Below are 17,997 nucleotides of genomic sequence, written 5' to 3'. Positions count from 1 at the left end.
GCCGAATATGAAAGAATTATTGGAAGAGGTAGATTTAACGAAAAAGATCGAATCGGAAAAAGAGTATAAAAAAGAACTGAAAGCACAGCAACTGCGGCTGCTTCGTTTTCAGCAGCTTCTATATCAGCATCATGTTCCAGTTGTTTTTGCGTTAGAGGGATGGGATGCAGCAGGAAAAGGGGGAGCCATTAAACGCATTTCACAGCGCTTAGATCCAAGGGGTATGCATGTTCATCCAATTGCCGCTCCGTCATCGGAAGAGAAGCATCATCATTATCTTCATCGTTTTTGGAAAAAACTTCCCTCTTATGGGCAAATCGCCTTGTTTGACCGCTCATGGTATGGAAGGGTGCTCGTGGAACGCGTAGAAGGATTTGCGTTAGAGGCGGAATGGAAACGGGCATATGAAGAAATTAATCAATTTGAGCGCTTGCTTCACGATGATGGATATGTAGTAGGGAAGCTTTGGTTTCATATTAGTAAAGACGAGCAATTGCGTCGATTCAAAGAACGGGAAGAAAATCCATTTAAGCGCTGGAAAATTACAGAAGAAGATTGGCGTAACCGCGAAAAATGGGAACTGTATGAAGAAGCTGTAAATGAGATGTTCGATAAAACCGACACACCACATGCGCCTTGGGTCATCATTGAAGCGAATGACAAGCTGTTTGCGCGAGTGAAAACATTAAAGGTTATAAATGGATGGCTCGAACAGCATTTGAAACATAAAGGAATTATCGATTAAGAAGAAAAGAAGCTTCTAGGTTTATTCCAATTTGGCGCAACCTAAGAAATCGGGTGAGGGATGATGAAAAACCCATATCGATGAAAGTTTTCTTTATGATAGCGATTGCACTTTTTTAAAAATTTGATTGATTTTATACAAATAACGTGATATAGTTTTTTTAAACCATTTTACTTTTAATATGATAGATAAAAGATTTAAATAAGCTGTAACTTCAAGGGAGATGGCAAGGTTAAATCTTCTACGGGGTTGCAGTTTTTTTAATACGTTTATTATCTGTAAAATGGTCAAAAATAGATATGTGCACAAAAAGGTACATTTTAGGAGGATTTTTTCATGCAAAACGGTAAAGTAAAATGGTTTAACGCAGAAAAAGGATTTGGATTTATCGAAGTTGAAGGCGGAGACGATGTATTCGTACATTTTTCTGCAATTCAAGGTGACGGCTTCAAAACTTTAGAAGAAGGTCAAGAAGTTTCTTTCGAAATCGTTGAAGGCAACCGTGGACCTCAAGCTGCTAACGTAACTAAAAAATAATGAAAAGCCGAAGAGAAGGGATTTCCCTTCTCTTCTTTTAATGCTTGTTTAATTGTCGACCGCTTTTCTTTTGACTCTGATTTTTCGTGTTTCCTTGAACAAATTCTGATGCTAGCTCTGCATTAAAGTCGCTTGCTTGTTTGGCAATTTGCTGGTTCGTTTGATTTTTGTTCATTTTTCCTTGTTTCGACATAGTCCTTCCTCCTGTCTTTCTTCATTTTTTGAATATGAACGAAAAAAGAACGCTCATATAAGACCTTCCATCGCAATAGGCTGCTTCAAGGACAGTTTCTGTTCGTACGAGCGATATGTAAATAATACATGGTCCTTCGTGAAGGCGGTCATGTATAAAAGCTGCTCGCTCTGTAGTCCTCTTGTTTCTGCATAAAATGTGACGTGCTGATTTTGAAGGTGATAAAAACGGTATGTGATGCCAAGTAGGGATTGCTCTGTCACCGTAGTATTCGGGTGTTGCTGAATGTAAGCCGCTACTTGTTCCACCGTCATATTTTCTTGCTGTAACAAAGAGGAGATTCGTTCTTTAACAGATTGTGCTCCGCCTTCAATTGATTGTTTGACATGTCCGTAAATAGATTTTAATGTATTTATGAGCTTCACCTTATTTCTACTAAGCGTTATAAGTAGTATGCTCGAAAGGTCAGCGTTCCATGTAAGAGAAAAGCCCACTCTGTGCAAGATACTGAAGCGCTCGTTGAATGGATGCTTCTGACTGAACAAGGGCGATACGAACATAGCCTTCTCCTGTCGGACCGAAAGCATGCCCTGGTGTAACGACAACATGAGCCTTGTCCATAAGTGCATATGTAAAATCGAGCGATGTCCAGTTATCGGGAATTTTCGCCCATACAAACACGCTTCCTGCCGGTTTTTCCACGTTCCATCCAAGTGCCCGCAGTCCATCCACTAACAGATCTCGCCGTTTTTCGTAAATAGCTCGGCTGTTTTCGCAAAAGCCCGCCCCATTTTTGAGTGCTTCCACCGCTGCTTGCTGAACAGGCAGAAATACCCCGTAATCAAGATTAGACTTGAACTGTGCGACTGCTTGAAGGATCTCTTCATTTCCGACGGCATAACCAATCCGGCATCCTGCCATGTTGAAGCTTTTGGAAAGAGAATTCATTTCGATTCCCGTTTCTTTTGCGCCGGGGACAGATAAAAAGCTGATTGGTTTGTTGCCGTCATAATACAACTCCGAGTAAGCAAAATCATGAACAATGAGAATGTCATGCTGTTTCGCAAAGGAAATCGCCTTTTCAAAAAACGCTTGATCCGCGACTGCTGGAACGGGGTTGCCTGGAAAATTCAAAATCATTATTTTTGCTTGCTTCGCTATTTCTTCTGGAATGCTATCCAAATCCGGTAAAAAGCGGTTTTCTGGATGAAGGGGCATAAAATGCATCTTCGCACCAGCCATAGCAATGCCAGCTGCATAAGCAGTATAGCCAGGGTCAGGAACTAAAATGAGGTCACCTGGATCAGCAAAGACCATCGGTAAATGAACCAATCCGTCCTGTGAACCCATCATAAGCAATACTTCCTGTTCTGGCACTAATGAAACGTGATGCTGCTTGTTGTAGTAATCAGCGACAGCTTCGTGAAAGTCGGCTGTTCCTTTTAATGTATAGCCGTATGCCCTTTGTTCACTTGCTGCCTTTTTTAGCGTCTCCATAACAAAATCAGGGGGAGGCAAATCAGGACTGCCGATGCTTAAATCAATCATCTCCGCTCCTTCCGCTATTTTTTGCTTCTTATAAGCCGCCAATTCACTAAAAACAGATGGCTGAAAGGCGTTCATTCGTTTTGCTAATTGTCTATTCATCATCAAACCTCCATTAAACATGCAGACACGAAGCGTTCGCTTCATGCTTGCACATGACTACGGCATATTTTACCACACTTTTCTGAATACTGTGTCAAAAATAAGGGGGAAGGAAAGAACAGAAAAATACAACATAGACAGTAACAGTAGATTGTCTCGCCATAAGGTGATAACCTATACAAAGAGAAAAAGAAACGGCACGTCATCGCGATGTGCGACGGGAGGATGTTTAACTGTGCTGACAAAAGCAACTGATACTTTACGCCGTTATTTCGGCTACGATACGTTTCGAAAGGGACAAGAAGAAATCATTCAGCTTGTGCTGGAAGGGCAAGATACAGCGGGCATTATGCCAACAGGCGGAGGGAAGTCGATTTGTTATCAAGTGCCGGCGATGGTGCTTCCTGGCATTACCCTTGTCATTTCGCCTCTTATCTCGTTAATGAAGGATCAGGTCGATGCCCTGACACAAGCGGGAATTCCGGCTGCTTATATTAACAGCTCAATGTCCCATGGAGAGATTCAACAAACGATGATGGAAGCGGGACAAGGGGTGTACAAGCTGTTGTACATCGCACCTGAACGATTGGAATCACCGTCTTTTCTCGAAGACTTGAAGCAGCTGCCGGTTCCGCTTGTCGCCATTGATGAAGCGCACTGTATTTCTCAATGGGGTCATGATTTCCGCCCAAGTTATTTGCGCATCCAATCGATGATTAGTCAGCTTTCGGGCAAGCCAACCATTTTAGCGTTAACGGCGACCGCCACGCCGGAAGTGAGACAAGATATTTGCGAAACGCTCTCCATTCCTGTTGAAAACACGGTTATTACAGGATTTGGCCGGGACAATCTTGCGTTTAAAGTGTTAAAAGGCGAAAATCGCAGTACCTTCATTACCGACTATGCCGAGAAAAACAAAACGGAATCTGGCATCATTTATGCGGCAACCCGAAAAGATGTCGACGCCTTGTACGAGCAGCTTCAGAAAAAAGGCGTGAACGTTGGCCGCTATCATGCAGGTATGAGTGACTCTGAACGTTCCGAACAACAAGAGCGCTTTTTACAAGATGACATATCCGTCATGGTCGCCACAAACGCTTTCGGGATGGGGATTAACAAGTCAAATGTGCGGTATGTCATCCACTATCAGCTTCCGAAAAACATGGAAAGCTATTATCAGGAAGCGGGTCGTGCCGGGCGAGATGGGCTTGATAGTGAATGTGTTCTGTTATTTTCTGCTCAAGATGTGCAAATTCAGCGCTTTTTAATCGAACAGCAGCACCACCATCCAGAGCGTCAACGTCAGGAATTGCTGAGGCTGCGGCAAATGGTCGATTACGTCCATACTGAAGATTGCCTGCAAGCGGCAATTTTATATTATTTCGGTGAAAGCGAGACAACACCGTGTGGACGATGCAGCAACTGTACCGATGACCGTCAATCCGTCGATGTGACAAAAGAAGCGCAAATGGTGCTTTCATGTATGATTCGTATGGGGGAGCGATTCGGAAAAACGATCATCGCCCAAGTGCTGACAGGCTCTAACAATAAAAAGGTACGAGAAATGGGCTTTCATGAGCTCACAACTTACGGCATTTTGAAACAACAAACCACGAAAGATGTGAGTGAATTTATTGATTTTCTAACGTCGAATGACTACATCGGTGTCACACCTGGCCCGTATCCTGTTTTACACGTTACGCCAAAAGGAAAAGAAGTGCTGAGAGGGAGCGAAACGGTTCAACGAAAAGAGCGGATGCAAGCGGCCCAAGTCGTGCGGGATGATGAGCTGTTCAATCATTTACGCGAACTTCGCAAACAAATCGCCGCAAATGAAAAAGTGCCGCCGTTCGTCATTTTTTCCGATCAAACCTTGCAGGATATGTGTGCCAAACTGCCGCGAACTGCCGAAGAATTTTTAACGGTAAAAGGAGTCGGAGCGCAAAAGCAGGAGCGTTACGGAGAAGTCTTTATTGAAGCGATGATCCAATTTTGCGAAGAACATCCGGATCGTCAACGGGAAACGGTAGACAAACCCGTACAAGCGCCGAAGAAAGTGAAAGTCGATTCAGAAGCTTCCCATATCGTGTCATATGAAATGTATAAACAAGGCCACACCATTCAAGACATTGCGAAGGAGCGGGAATTATCGCCTCAAACAGTAGAAAATCATCTGTTTCGCTGTATCAATGATGGAATGGACGTTAATTGGGAAGAATTACTGCCTTCACAATACGAGCCACTAATCGAACAAGCAATTGAAGCAGTCGGAGCAGAAAAACTAAAACCAATTAAAGAACAACTGCCGGATGAGATTAGTTATTTCATGATTAAAGCGTACATGGTCAAAAAAGTGAATCAGCATTAAATTATCACGCAGAGAGAAGAAAATAAAATCACTTTGTCATGTAAGGTGCGAATGTATAGCGGACATAAAATTCCGGGGACATTCGCACCTGTTTTTCTATGCTAAATTCCCATTTTTTGTTATAATTTGTATAACGTTCTTTATTTCTATAAAGAAAATAGCGTATTTTGAGTAGAAATGACAGATTTCTAGGTCATTTTTATTGGAAATCGCTGTCGCACTCCATGTGAGTGCGTGGATTGAAATATCTGCTACTGGCTTGTATGAAACTGTTAAAATCGCGTCGCACTCCATGTGAGTGCGTGGATTGAAATACTTGTATTTACCTTGATGAAACAAGAAAGAAAAGGTCGCACTCCATGTGAGTGCGTGGATTGAAATATGTCACACTCACTTACAAAGAGAACATGACGGACGTCGCACTCCATGTGAGTGCGTGGATTGAAATACCAATATTAGTTCCAAGTTGCTTTGTATAATCGTCGCACTCCATGTGAGTGCGTGGATTGAAATCATTCTAAGCAACTTTAGGTGTCTAACGTATTAGTCGCACTCCATGTGAGTGCGTGGATTGAAATATTATGTTCAGCTTGCGCCATCAACAGAGTCAGACGTCGCACTCCATGTGAGTGCGTGGATTGAAATCCTAGTCAAGCTGATGCAGCTGGTGTAAGTAAAGTCGCACTCCATGTGAGTGCGTGGATTGAAATATTATTTTATACATTATTTACTTCTACGGTAATCCGTCGCACTCCATGTGAGTGCGTGGATTGAAATATGTTATAATACGTAATTTTTACCACCCGGAACGGGGTCGCACTCCATGTGAGTGCGTGGATTGAAATATTTAAAGCGGTTGTCATTTGTTCTGTATCTTTGCGTCGCACTCCATGTGAGTGCGTGGATTGAAATATATAGTAATATCCTTGCATAGGCTGTTACGTAAGGTCGCACTCCATGTGAGTGCGTGGATTGAAATTACCTAATGAAACATCAGCTACTACTTCAACTAGTCGCACTCCATGTGAGTGCGTGGATTGAAATAACTTATAACATGAATGTGAATCGAGTGCAAGGTCGCACTCCATGTGAGTGCGTGGATTGAAATGTTTTGAAGTATTTTTGCTCCCTCCCGTCATGCTGGTCGCACTCCATGTGAGTGCGTGGATTGAAATATGAAGGGTTTGCATACTTGTTTCAAAAATGGAAAGTCGCACTCCATGTGAGTGCGTGGATTGAAATGAGCAATTCAACAGAAGCAATAGTGACCGAATCAGTCGCACTCCATGTGAGTGCGTGGATTGAAATCTACATGGATTTTACATTTTTCTGTATTACTGGGGTCGCACTCCATGTGAGTGCGTGGATTGAAATATGGGTGCGGATTTAAAGCCTGAAAAGACATATGGTCGCACTCCATGTGAGTGCGTGGATTGAAATAAAATGAGTTTAGCAGCACTCAATGGAAAAACTTGTCGCACTCCATGTGAGTGCGTGGATTGAAATGCAAAAAAAGAAGTCACCGTTGATATGGGATTAAAAAGGTCGCACTCCATGTGAGTGCGTGGATTGAAATGCCTAGCAACATCCAAATATTTATAATTTGTCCGTCGCACTCCATGTGAGTGCGTGGATTGAAATTTCGATACGTAACTCATATTGCTCAATGATTGCTGTCGCACTCCATGTGAGTGCGTGGATTGAAATCATATTAAATGACCTCCTTACCTATACGACCTAATGTCGCACTCCATGTGAGTGCGTGGATTGAAATATGTTTTCAACTGCTTTTTCTAATCTCCCAAACCTGTCGCACTCCATGTGAGTGCGTGGATTGAAATGGTTGTTTTTTACTGTAATCATAGCTCTGTATTTGTCGCACTCCATGTGAGTGCGTGGATTGAAATTACCGAGCGCCATCACAATCTATACGAGAAACGGGTCGCACTCCATGTGAGTGCGTGGATTGAAATAGAAACAAAGTCATTGTCTTTTACACCTGTAAAGTCGCACTCCATGTGAGTGCGTGGATTGAAATTACCGAGCGCCATCACAATCTATACGAGAAACGGGTCGCACTCCATGTGAGTGCGTGGATTGAAATAGAAACAAAGTCATTGTCTTTTACACCTGTAAAGTCGCACTCCATGTGAGTGCGTGGATTGAAATTTTGGAACTTGTTGCAGAAAAAATAGGAGTCGGGTCGCACTCCATGTGAGTGCGTGGATTGAAATGGTCATGGTGCTGGCTAATGAATCAGCATAGGTCGTCGCACTCCATGTGAGTGCGTGGATTGAAATTGATAACGTTACGGGGGATTTATTTTGATTAGGAACGTCGCACTCCATGTGAGTGCGTGGATTGAAATTGATAACGTTACGGGGGATTTATTTTGATTAGGAACGTCGCACTCCATGTGAGTGCGTGAATTGAAATAGAAACGACCGTCAATTTACCTTTTTTACTTGTGTCGCACTCCATGTGAGTGCGTGGATTGAAATATATTTGTATAAATATCTAAGTTAGGATCTATGGATGTCGCACTCCATGTGAGTGCGTGGATTGAAATGCAATCGATGCGTTGGGTGAAGAACTGGACGAAGAGGTCGCACTCCATGTGAGTGCGTGGATTGAAATCATATCAAACAGCATAATGTCCACAAAAAACTTCTCGTCGCACTCCATGTGAGTGCGTGGATTGACATTGCAACGGGACTTATGGAACAAGAGGTCGTACTCTGTGTGGGTGCATGGATTGAAATTATTATACATAACGAGACAAGTATCGCAGATGATTTTAAAAGAAAAAGCAGGTTCCCAGTAAAGAGGGAATCCTGCTGCTATTCAAATGTTGGGGCGGCAAATCGGTCATGAATGACCGATTTGCCGCCTTCTTTTAACATAAAAACAGGTGTAATATGGCATTTATCATATAAATGAATGATAGTAGCTTGAATCTAAGAGTCATAGATTCCTGTTTTCGTATTTATCAATTATATTGATTTATCAGATTGATGAAATTGATCAAAGTAATTTTCGTTACGTCGCATCATTTCTGGAGAGCGTTGATTAGAAGAACTCCACTGTTAAGGGGATTGTCCATACATTCGCTTGAACTCTCGACTAAATTGTGATGAACTAACATATCCAACTTCAAATGCGGCTTCGTTTACGCTCATACCAGTTGCCATTTTCATAGCAGCGCTGTTAAGACGCATAGACTTTGCAAACTGGATGGGTGACATCGTTGTTGCCTGTTTAAATTTTCGATGGAAAACGGCTCTACTCATACCAACCTGTTCAGCCATATCTTCGATGGTGACTACTTTATCAAGATTTGAAGATAAATACACAATACACTGTGAGTCGCTGGCTCTAAATAGATGTACACCTTTAATGCCAGTTTCCATCATGCCATCTTCTGTTATTCTATTTTCAATGATTTGTTTTATTCTTTGTTTACTCATATAAGTAGTTTATCGCGATTATATACATAATACAACAGTAGTGATACAAATAGGCAAGTTTTCGATATGAATGCACCTAGTTGTTAACATGATAGAGAGATATAATGATTTCAGATAAAAGAAATCACTGATTTGGAAAATAGGGTTAGGTAAGCAATCAATAATAAATCAATCATTATAGGTGAGTCGTAAATTTTCATTTTACTGGTTATCTATACTTCTTAGGAGGAATGAAAATGAAGAATGCATTTGATAGTAAATTACCAATAGCATAGACCACTATTAACCATTGATATGAGAAATGAAGAAAATAAAACGCGAACATGACGTTATAAAGATTAAAAAGGAGACTGAAAAAAATGGCAGATACACAATTTGGAAAAAATGGATGGACACCAGATCGAATAGGTTCACTAAAAGGAAAAACCTACCTTATCACAGGTGCAAGCAGTGGAACAGGATTTGAAGCCTCAAAGATACTGGCATCAAAAGGTGGAAAAGTAGTGATGTTAAACCGTAACTCTAAAAAATCAGAGGAGGTTATTGCAAGAATAAAACAAGAGCTGGGTAGCGATGCTGATGTATCCTTCATCCGTATGGATTTGGGAGATCAATCCTCTGTAAAAGCAGCTGCAGCAGAGATTTTTGAAAAAGTGGAACGTATCGATGCACTGATATGTAACGGTGCCATCGCTCAAGTACCTACCCAACAATTTACCGTTGACGGACATGAAAGCATGCTTGGTGTCAATCACTATGGTCATTTCACACTGCAAGCCTTGCTTTTCCCATTGATTGATAAATCCAAAGGACGCATTGTGACTGTGGGGAGTATGGGTTATGATATGGGCATCAAAACGATCCAATTTGATGATATGAACTGGGATCATAACTATCACCAAAATAATACTTACAGTCAAAGTAAGTTGGCGCAGATTATGACAGTTTATGAGTTGCAAGATAGATTAAAAAAAGCAGGCAACCATAACGTAAAAGTTTACGCTTGTCATCCGGGTTCTTCTGCGACATCATTAATTAAAACTAGCGGTAATTTAGCCACTAGAATCATGTTTGGTCTGATGACATTGTCTCCAATGGTACAATCTGCCGAAAAAGGTGCTTATCCTGAAGTGATGTGTGCTACAGAACCAAATCTAGATGAACGTGGTTTTTATGGTCCTACAGGAATAGCGAACTGGGTTGGTCCTGTTGGTAACTGCGGTATCAAACCACATGCTTTAGATAAGCAAGTGGCAAAAAGGTTATGGGAAGTATCAGAAAAAGCAACGGGTGTTAGCTGGGGCTTATAAGAAACTAAAAGTGTAATCCCTTTGAAATATGATTTGTTGGCGAACAAGTAATTGAAGCAGTCAGGGAAGAAAAGCTAAAACCAATTAAAGAACAACTGCCGGATGAGATTAGCTATTTCATGATTAAAGCGTACATGGTCAAAAAAGTGAATCAGCATGAAATCATCGGGCAGGTAGCAGAAAATAAAATAACTCAATCATGTAAGGTGCAAATGTATAGCGGACATAAAATTCCGGGGACATTCGCACCTGTTTTTATATGTGATATTCCCATTTTTTGTTATAATTTGTATAATGTTCTTTATTTCTATAAAGAAACTAGCGTATTTTGAGTAGGAATGACAGATTTCTAGGTCATTTTTATTGGGAATCGCTGTCGTACTCCGTGTGAGTGCGTGGATTGAAATCCGTTTCTATCCTTGTCATTTCCCTTATCTCGACGTCGTACTCCGTGTGAGTGCGTGGATTGAAATCAGTGTAGGCCTTCTGATAGCTGGTGTCATTTGGGGTCGCATTCCATGTGAGTGCGTGGATTGAAATCGGCATTTTATGACCTCGCCTTTGCTACAGCCCAAGTCGCATTCCATGTGAGTGCGTGGATTGAAATGCACCAGGGTAGAGCGAATGCCCCACCCGATGCCGTCGTACTCCGTGTGAGCGCGTGGATTGAAATAGATGAAGGGCAAATTTACGGTGAAATGGGAGTAGTCGCACTCTATATAGGTGCGACTACCAAGGGGGAAGGGGGTAAATTATAGTCATCCTGACACTAAACTTGCTAGACCACATCACTAATTAATCAGATGAAGTGGTCCTTTTTGTGTTTTTAAAATTTATTGTTTGTTATTGGTTCCAGCATGGAGTTCTCAAAAAACCTGCTTCTTTAGTTATCAATCTAAAAAATTTGGGTTTTATGTGGGGATATTATCAATTATATGTAAAAATATAGGTTATAATGGAGTTGTGTTTGAGTATTATAAACTTCTTTTTGCTACGAGGAGGAGATTAAATGGGGTATATTGCTCACATTCGCGAAAGTGACCAACATATACAGACCGTCGAAGAACATCTATTAGAAGTAAAAGAACTTGCAGAAATGTATGGAGAAAAGATTGGTGTGAAACATGTAGCTGGTCTCGCTGGTATGCTGCATGATCTTGGAAAATATACGAAGGAGTTTAGAGAGTACATAATAGAAGCGGTAAATAATCCTGACGCCCCACCTAGAAAAGGGAGTGTTGATCATTCAACTGCAGGAGGGAAGCTTTTATACGAGCTTTTTCATACAAAGGAGAGTATCTCTCGCGATAAATATAAAGGGATAGTAGCTGAAATTGTTGGAAATTCAATTATTTCTCATCATGCGTATCTTCAGGATTTTTTAAATCCAGATTTAGAGTCAAACTACTTAAACAGAGTTAGAGATAAAAAATTAGATGGATTTGACAATGCAAAGCAATGTTTTTTTGAATATGTCATGAATAAGAAAGACTTTCATAGTTATGTTGACAAAGCTGCTAGAGAACTAGAAATCTTTTTAGCTAAAGAACCCCCGGAACATAATGAGAAGCAATTAATGTTCTTGACCAAATTTATTTTTAGTGCATTAATTGATGCCGATCGAACAAACACGAGATTATTTGAAGAAAACACAAAAGACAAAGTATTAAATAATCATGGCGAGTTATTTAATACATATTATGAAAGACTCATGGAAAAAATCAATTCATTTAAAGCAAATACACCTATTAATCTTCTAAGAAAAGAAATGTCGGATCAGTGCGACCAATTTGCTGAGAATCCATCAGGAATTTATACATTATCGATCCCTACTGGCGGCGGTAAAACATTGGCAAGCTTACGATACGCACTAAAACACGCTAAACTTCATAACAAAAAACGAATTATTTATGTTGTCCCCTATACTACTATCATTGAGCAAAACGCAGAGGAAGTTCGAAAAATATTAAAGGATGAAGCCAATATTTTAGAGCATCATTCAAACGTTGTAGATGATACGAATGATAATGATGAAAATCAAGACGGCATGATTAATATACAACAAAAATTAAAATTCGCTAAAGATAATTGGGATTCTCCCATTATTTTTACGACAATGGTGCAGTTTTTAAATGTCTTTTACGCAAAAGGGAGTCGCAACATTAGAAGGCTTCATAATTTAAGTCAATCTGTGATTATTTTTGATGAAGTGCAGAAAGTTCCTATTCCTTGTGTATCTTTATTTAATCAAGCACTAAATTTTTTAAAGGTACATGGCCATTCCAGTATTGTTCTTTGTACCGCTACTCAGCCAGCATTAGATTTTGTGGAGCATAAGTTAGAAGTTAATACAGATGCCGAAATGATTGATAACTTAGATCACGTTATTGAGGCATTTAAACGAGTAGAAATTATTGATAAAGCAACACATGAAACATTTAATAATGATAAACTAACAGATTTTATCAATATAAAGATTGAAGAGGTTCAGAGTGTTTTAGTTATTTTAAATACAAAGTCTGTAGTGAGAGATTTGTATACACGGTTACAAAATAATGCACCGGATATTCCAGTTTACCATTTAAGTACATCAATGTGTGCTGCTCATCGAAATGAAATTTTAGCAGAAATCAGGAACCAACTTAAAGAAGGTAATAAAATCATTTGTATTAGCACCCAATTAATTGAAGCCGGGGTAGATGTGAGTTTTGAATGTGTCATCAGGTCTTTAGCTGGATTAGATTCCATTGCACAAGCGGCTGGCCGGTGCAATCGTCATGGTGAAAAGGGACTGCGATATGTTTATGTAATCGATCATGAGGAGGAAAATTTAAGTCGATTAAAAGAGATTAAAGTTGGAAAACAAGTTACAAAAAGAATTTTGGTGGACTTGAAGCGCAGCAATAAAGAACACGGAGGCCATATTTTATCACAACAAGCGATGGAGCGGTATTTCAAAGAGTATTACACCGAATTTGAATCAAACTTAAATTACTTTATTCCAAAGTTAAAAAAAGAGATGACTGAATTATTAGCGGCACCAAAAACAAAATCTAGTTATTACAAAGCTTATATTCATAACGAGAAAAAGCAACTCCCGCTGTTCATTGTAAACAGTTATAAAACCGCAGCTGAACATTTTCACGTTATAGATAATGTTACAACTTCAGTCATTGTGACATATGGCGAAGGTAATGATATCATTGCTGAGTTAAATGGTAGTCGTTCAATCGAGGATATTGGTCGATTATTACGAAAGGCTCAGCAGTATACCGTTAACATATTTAGCTATGAAAAAGAACAATTGATAAAAAACGATGGACTAGTATCCTATCTTGATGGAAAAGTTTTAGCCCTGAAGGAAGGGGCGTATAACAATAAATATGGATTGGATGTTCAAAATGAAAGTGATTTTCAGTCAGCAATATTTTAAAAAACCTATCTTTGTTTAGATAGGTTTTTTAATGATATAGTATACTTTTCAATCCACGCTAATAATAGCGACTATTTATTATAACATGTTCAATTAAAGTTCACAATTTTCGTATAATATATCATTAAATATATTGATGTTTTAATGAGTCGAAGGTATTATTTAATTGTAATAAAAAACCATAAAAGTAAGGAGGTGGATGGTAATGAGGAATTCTATTGAATTTGAGCTATATGGTGATTACGCTCTATTTACAGATCCTCTCATGAAATTAGGCGGGGAAAAAATGACTTATAATGTGCCAACTTATCAAGCTTTAAAGGGGATTGTAGAAAGTATTTATTGGAAGCCGACACTACTTATGGTAGTGGATGAGCTACGAGTTATGAATGCTATTAAAATGGAGTCAAAAGGTATTCGTCCGATTGAATATGGTGGGGGAAACACATTGGCTAATTATACGTATTTGAGGGATGTTAGGTATCAAGTGAAAGCGCATTTTGTCTTTAATCCTCATCGTCCTGATCTAGCATTTGACCGTAATGAAAATAAGCATCATAACATTCTTAAACGATCTCTCAAAGCTGGCGGACGCAGAGACATTTTTCTAGGAACAAGGGAATGCCAAGGATATGTAGAGCCGTGCGTATTTGGAGAAGGAGAAAGTTTTTATGATAATTACGGTGATGTGCATTTTGGCACAATGGTTCATGGAATTAACTATCCTGATGAGACGGGTAGAAATGAGATGGAAGTGCGTCTTTGGAATCCAGTTATGAAAAATGGAGTTATTCAATTTATTCCACCAGATCAATGTACTCATGTGCGTAAAATTTCCGATATGGAACCGAAACACTTTGATCATTCAAACATTGAATCAGTAGATGAGCTCTTCGCAAAATTAGAAGTGGAGGTAAATAAATGAGCTGGCTATTGAATTTGTACGAAACGTATGAATCAAATTTGGATCAGGTGGGCCAGATTGAAAAAAAATATAATGGTCAGGAATATACCTTGTTGCCGATTTCTCATACTACTCAGACTGCACATATCGAAGTTTCAATTACAGAGGATGGTCAATTTCATTCAGCGACAATCATTGATAAAAGTGATGCAAGTACGGTGATCCCTTGTACGGAAGATGCAGGAAGTAAAGTGAGTTTTGGGAAAATACCATATCCTCTCCATTCAAAGTTAAGTTATGCGGCTGGAGATGTTTCAGATTATGGACAAGATTTAACAGGAGAACTATTTTCTTATTATATTGACCAATTAGAACAATGGGTAGGAAAGCCTTATGCGACAGCCAAATTAAAAAGCATTTATAGTTATTTGATTCAGCGTAGTTTGATTAAGGATTTAATTAAAGTAGAAATATTGTATGTAAATAAAAATAATCAATTAATTACTAAATGGGATAAAAATGCCGAAGAGATTTTGGATAAAAAACCTCCGATTTTTTCCATTGTTACAGGAGGATTGGAAAACCTTTTTATTAGATTCAACGTTTATTCACCAGAAAGAATGCTAACAAAGGTTTGGAAGGACCCGGAGATTTATGAATCTTACATCCAGTTTTATAATGAATCTTTAAATAGCAAGGACTATTGCTATGTAATAGGAAAAATGATGCCATATGCGACTAAACATGTAAATAAGATTAGGCATGCAGGGGATAAGGCAAAGTTGATTTCCGCAAATGATACGAGCGGATTTACATTTAGGGGAAGATTTAATAAATCAAATGAGGTAGCAAATATCAGTTATGATGTATCGCAAAAAGCGCACAATGCTCTGAAATGGCTCATTAATAAACAAGGGAAAATTGTTGATCAGCGTGTGTTTCTTGTTTGGGGAAATGATGCAGAGGATATTCCCGATATTATAGAAGATAGTTACGATATTTTTTCACTAGATGTAACGATAGAAAAACGAGAAATAAAATCTTATACGCATGAGCAATTTGCAGATGAAGTGGCTAAAGCAATTGAGGGATATAAAAATAATTTAAAATCCAAGGCTGATGTAAATATCCTCATCCTTGACTCAGCAACAACTGGCAGGTTAGCAGTTTTATATTATCGTAATATGCATAAAGACATTTATTTAAACAGGTTGAAAAACTGGCACTCTACTTGTGCATGGGAACATCGCTATCGTAAAAATAACGATAATGAATTTGTCAAATTTTACGGGGCACCATCAACGAAAGATATTGCATTTGCTACTTATGGACCAAATGCAAATGAGAAAGTGGTCAAAGGATTGATGGAGCGTATGCTACCTTGTATTGTAGATGAGCGGGAGATTCCATTTGACATCGTCAGAAGTGCCCGTGAGCGTGCCTCAAATCCTATGTCAATGGAAAAATGGGAATGGGAAAAAACATTAAGCATTGCATGTGCATTAATCAACAAACAGGAGGGATATAATGTGACGTTAGATAAAGATAACAATGACCGTGATTATTTATTTGGCCGTTTATTAGCAATCGCGGATGTGTTAGAGAGAAGCGCTTTAGATGCAAAAGAAACACGCGCAACAAACGCTATCCGCTATATGAACTCGTTTTCCAAGCATCCGGCAAGAACATGGAAAACGATTCAAGCTTCGTTACAGCCATATCAAGCCCGACTTGGAACGAAAGCAACATATTTATCTAAGTTAATAGATGAAGTGGGTTCAAAATTTACAGTTGAAGATTTTAATAACAAATCGTTATCTGGTAAGTATTTGTTAGGATTTTATAGTCAGCGTCATGAGTTGTATCAAAAAAAGGATAAAAGTAATTCAGTAGAAGAAGCGATAAATACTGGGGAGGAGAATTAAGTATGACAATTTTAAATCATAAAATCGATTTTGCAGTTATTTTATCTGTAACAAAGGCTAATGCAAATGGGGACCCTTTAAATGGAAATCGACCGAGACAAAATTATGATGGTCATGGTGAAATTTCTGATGTAGCTATTAAGCGAAAAATTAGAAATCGTCTCCAAGATATGGAGGAGTCTATTTTTGTGCAATCAAATGACAGAAAAATCGATCAATTTAATAGTTTGAGAGAAAGAGCAGAAGCGAATGAAGAATTAGTAAAAGCACTAAAATCGAAAGAAAATCCTAGTGAGTTGTTTGCTGCAACTGCATGCAAGACATGGATTGATGTAAGGAGCTTCGGGCAAGTTTTTGCTTTTAAGGGAGGCACAGGAAAAGGTGTTTCTGTTGGAGTAAGGGGTCCTGTTTCCATTCATACGGCAACGAGTGTAGACCCAATTGACATTACAAGCATGCAAATTACAAAAAGCGTGAACTCTGAGCCTGGAAAAGAGAAAGGTTCAGATACAATGGGAATGAAACACCGTGTTGATTTTGGGGTCTATGTGTTTTACGGAAGCATCAACACTCAACTAGCTGAAAAAACAGGATTTACAAATGAAGATGCGGAAAAAATTAAACAAGCGCTTATTACACTGTTTGAAAATGATGCATCATCTGCTAGACCAGACGGAAGTATGGAAGTGCATAAAGTGTGCTGGTGGGAGCATAATTCGAAGCTTGGTCAATACTCTTCAGCAAAAGTCCATCGCTTGCTGGATATTAAGAAGAGAGTTGACGAACCGAAAACGATTGAAGACTACGCTATTGAGATCAGTTCATTAGATGGTTTAAAAGCTGAGGTTATAGATGGATTATAATGAAGAAGACAGCTATCTAATGCTGTCTGGCATTCAGCACTTTCAATTTTGCAAACGTCAGTGGGCACTTATCCATATTGAGCAACAGTGGGAAGAAAATGTTAAAACAATTGAAGGACAACACCTTCACCGTAAAGCTGACCAACCATTTACGAGGGAAAAGCGCGGCGATAAACTCATCGTTCGCGCGATGCCTGTAAAATCGAATGAACTTAACATTACAGGTATTTGTGATGTAGTGGAGTTTATTAGAGATGATAACGGTGTTGAGATAGCGGGCGCTGAAGGGAAATATATTGCATATCCAGTCGAGTATAAACGGGGTAAACCAAAAAAGGACGATGCAGACATTTTACAACTAACTGCACAGGCCATGTGTTTGGAAGAAATGTTACTATGTGAAATAAACGTAGGTTATATGTTTTACAATGAAATTAAACATAGAGTCGAAGTGCCGCTAACATTAGAAAATAAAAATAAAGTAAGGTCAGTTGTTGCAGAAATGCTTGATTATTACAAGCGAAAACATTGGATAGGCTACACTGAGTTGGACAGAAAACTTAAGGTCAAGTAGACTACAGATAATATACTTGAGGAGAATCTAC

General features: G+C 39.2%; 14 protein-coding genes and 1 CRISPR repeat array. Of the genes, 10 read left to right on the top strand and 4 right to left on the bottom strand.

What is annotated here, in order from left to right:
* Positions 1-7: 7 nt before the first annotated feature.
* Together ACXAEO_RS11630 and cspD are read left to right on the top strand one after the other, a co-directional pair.
* Positions 8-745: a UDP-galactose-lipid carrier transferase gene (locus tag ACXAEO_RS11630; protein ID WP_474881073.1), complete on the top strand. Its 738-nt coding sequence runs from the start codon at positions 8-10 to the stop codon at positions 743-745.
* Positions 746-1,081: 336 nt separating this feature from the next.
* Complete coding sequence (gene cspD / locus ACXAEO_RS11625) at positions 1,082-1,282, top strand: cold-shock protein CspD (protein ID WP_474881071.1); 201 nt, start codon at positions 1,082-1,084, stop codon at positions 1,280-1,282.
* A gap of 37 nt (positions 1,283-1,319) precedes the next feature.
* Here the strand turns inward: cspD and ACXAEO_RS11620 are convergent, their stop codons facing one another.
* The 3 genes from ACXAEO_RS11620 to ACXAEO_RS11610 are packed head-to-tail and all read right to left on the bottom strand — an operon-like array spanning position 1,320 to position 3,122.
* Positions 1,320-1,475 carry a hypothetical protein gene (locus ACXAEO_RS11620; protein WP_474881068.1) on the bottom strand — a complete coding sequence of 52 codons (156 nt, stop codon included), beginning with the start codon at positions 1,473-1,475 and terminating at the stop codon, positions 1,320-1,322.
* Between the two features lie 53 nt (positions 1,476-1,528).
* Complete coding sequence (locus ACXAEO_RS11615; protein ID WP_474881066.1) at positions 1,529-1,900, bottom strand: hypothetical protein; 372 nt, start codon at positions 1,898-1,900, stop codon at positions 1,529-1,531.
* 40 nt (positions 1,901-1,940) lie between these two features.
* Positions 1,941-3,122 (bottom strand): LL-diaminopimelate aminotransferase, encoded by a 1,182-nt coding sequence (locus ACXAEO_RS11610; RefSeq protein WP_474881064.1) that lies wholly within the window; start codon positions 3,120-3,122, stop codon positions 1,941-1,943.
* Positions 3,123-3,357: 235 nt separating this feature from the next.
* Between ACXAEO_RS11610 and recQ the strand changes: the two genes are divergently transcribed.
* On the top strand, positions 3,358-5,490 hold the full coding sequence (recQ, locus tag ACXAEO_RS11605; RefSeq protein ID WP_474881062.1) for a DNA helicase RecQ: 2,133 nt from the start codon (positions 3,358-3,360) through the stop codon (positions 5,488-5,490).
* Between the two features lie 214 nt (positions 5,491-5,704).
* A CRISPR array of direct repeats spans positions 5,705-8,252; the repeat unit is 32 nt; unit sequence GTCGCACTCCATGTGAGTGCGTGGATTGAAAT.
* 324 nt (positions 8,253-8,576) lie between these two features.
* Here recQ and ACXAEO_RS11600 read toward each other — a convergent pair.
* On the bottom strand, positions 8,577-8,957 hold the full coding sequence (locus tag ACXAEO_RS11600) for a helix-turn-helix domain-containing protein (RefSeq protein ID WP_474881060.1): 381 nt from the start codon (positions 8,955-8,957) through the stop codon (positions 8,577-8,579).
* 359 nt (positions 8,958-9,316) lie between these two features.
* Between ACXAEO_RS11600 and ACXAEO_RS11595 the strand changes: the two genes are divergently transcribed.
* From ACXAEO_RS11595 to cas4, 7 genes are all read left to right on the top strand, one after another.
* Entirely contained in the window at positions 9,317-10,267 is a 951-nt protein-coding gene (locus ACXAEO_RS11595; RefSeq protein WP_474881058.1) for an SDR family oxidoreductase, read from the top strand.
* A gap of 50 nt (positions 10,268-10,317) precedes the next feature.
* Positions 10,318-10,599, top strand: coding sequence for a hypothetical protein (locus tag ACXAEO_RS11590; RefSeq protein WP_474884112.1), 282 nt, complete (start codon positions 10,318-10,320; stop codon positions 10,597-10,599).
* Positions 10,600-11,276: 677 nt separating this feature from the next.
* Entirely contained in the window at positions 11,277-13,700 is a 2,424-nt protein-coding gene (cas3, locus tag ACXAEO_RS11585) for a CRISPR-associated helicase Cas3' (protein ID WP_474881056.1), read from the top strand.
* A 205-nt stretch (positions 13,701-13,905) separates the two neighbouring features.
* Complete coding sequence (cas5c, locus tag ACXAEO_RS11580) at positions 13,906-14,625, top strand: type I-C CRISPR-associated protein Cas5c (protein WP_474881054.1); 720 nt, start codon at positions 13,906-13,908, stop codon at positions 14,623-14,625.
* Positions 14,622-16,529: a type I-C CRISPR-associated protein Cas8c/Csd1 gene (cas8c, locus tag ACXAEO_RS11575; RefSeq protein ID WP_474881052.1), complete on the top strand. Its 1,908-nt coding sequence runs from the start codon at positions 14,622-14,624 to the stop codon at positions 16,527-16,529. The genes cas5c and cas8c overlap by 4 nt, the downstream gene beginning before the upstream one ends.
* 2 nt (positions 16,530-16,531) lie before the next feature.
* Entirely contained in the window at positions 16,532-17,392 is an 861-nt protein-coding gene (gene cas7c / locus ACXAEO_RS11570) for a type I-C CRISPR-associated protein Cas7/Csd2 (RefSeq protein ID WP_474881050.1), read from the top strand.
* Positions 17,382-17,966, top strand: coding sequence for a CRISPR-associated protein Cas4 (gene cas4 / locus ACXAEO_RS11565; protein WP_474881046.1), 585 nt, complete (start codon positions 17,382-17,384; stop codon positions 17,964-17,966). Before cas7c ends, cas4 begins: the two co-directional genes overlap by 11 nt.
* The last annotated feature ends 31 nt before the right edge of the window (positions 17,967-17,997 follow it).

The organism is Bacillus sp. ABA4_010 (assembly GCF_056159105.1).
The sequence above is the reverse complement of the archived record's forward strand: the minus strand, read 5'-3'. Positions and strand labels throughout refer to the sequence as shown.

Excerpts from the sequence above, each read along its gene's own strand:
- cas7c (WP_474881050.1), top strand. The coding sequence starts at position 16,532 with ATGACAATTTTAAATCATAAAATCGATTTTGCAGTTATTTTATCTGTA.
- cspD (WP_474881071.1), top strand. The coding sequence starts at position 1,082 with ATGCAAAACGGTAAAGTAAAATGGTTTAACGCAGAAAAAGGATTTGGA.
- ACXAEO_RS11610 (WP_474881064.1), bottom strand. The coding sequence starts at position 3,122 with ATGAATAGACAATTAGCAAAACGAATGAACGCCTTTCAGCCATCTGTT.
- cas3 (WP_474881056.1), top strand. The coding sequence starts at position 11,277 with ATGGGGTATATTGCTCACATTCGCGAAAGTGACCAACATATACAGACC.
- ACXAEO_RS11595 (WP_474881058.1), top strand. The coding sequence starts at position 9,317 with ATGGCAGATACACAATTTGGAAAAAATGGATGGACACCAGATCGAATA.
- cas5c (WP_474881054.1), top strand. The coding sequence starts at position 13,906 with ATGAGGAATTCTATTGAATTTGAGCTATATGGTGATTACGCTCTATTT.
- cas8c (WP_474881052.1), top strand. The coding sequence starts at position 14,622 with ATGAGCTGGCTATTGAATTTGTACGAAACGTATGAATCAAATTTGGAT.
- ACXAEO_RS11620 (WP_474881068.1), bottom strand. The coding sequence starts at position 1,475 with ATGTCGAAACAAGGAAAAATGAACAAAAATCAAACGAACCAGCAAATT.
- ACXAEO_RS11630 (WP_474881073.1), top strand. The coding sequence starts at position 8 with ATGAAAGAATTATTGGAAGAGGTAGATTTAACGAAAAAGATCGAATCG.
- ACXAEO_RS11600 (WP_474881060.1), bottom strand. The coding sequence starts at position 8,957 with ATGAGTAAACAAAGAATAAAACAAATCATTGAAAATAGAATAACAGAA.
- cas4 (WP_474881046.1), top strand. The coding sequence starts at position 17,382 with ATGGATTATAATGAAGAAGACAGCTATCTAATGCTGTCTGGCATTCAG.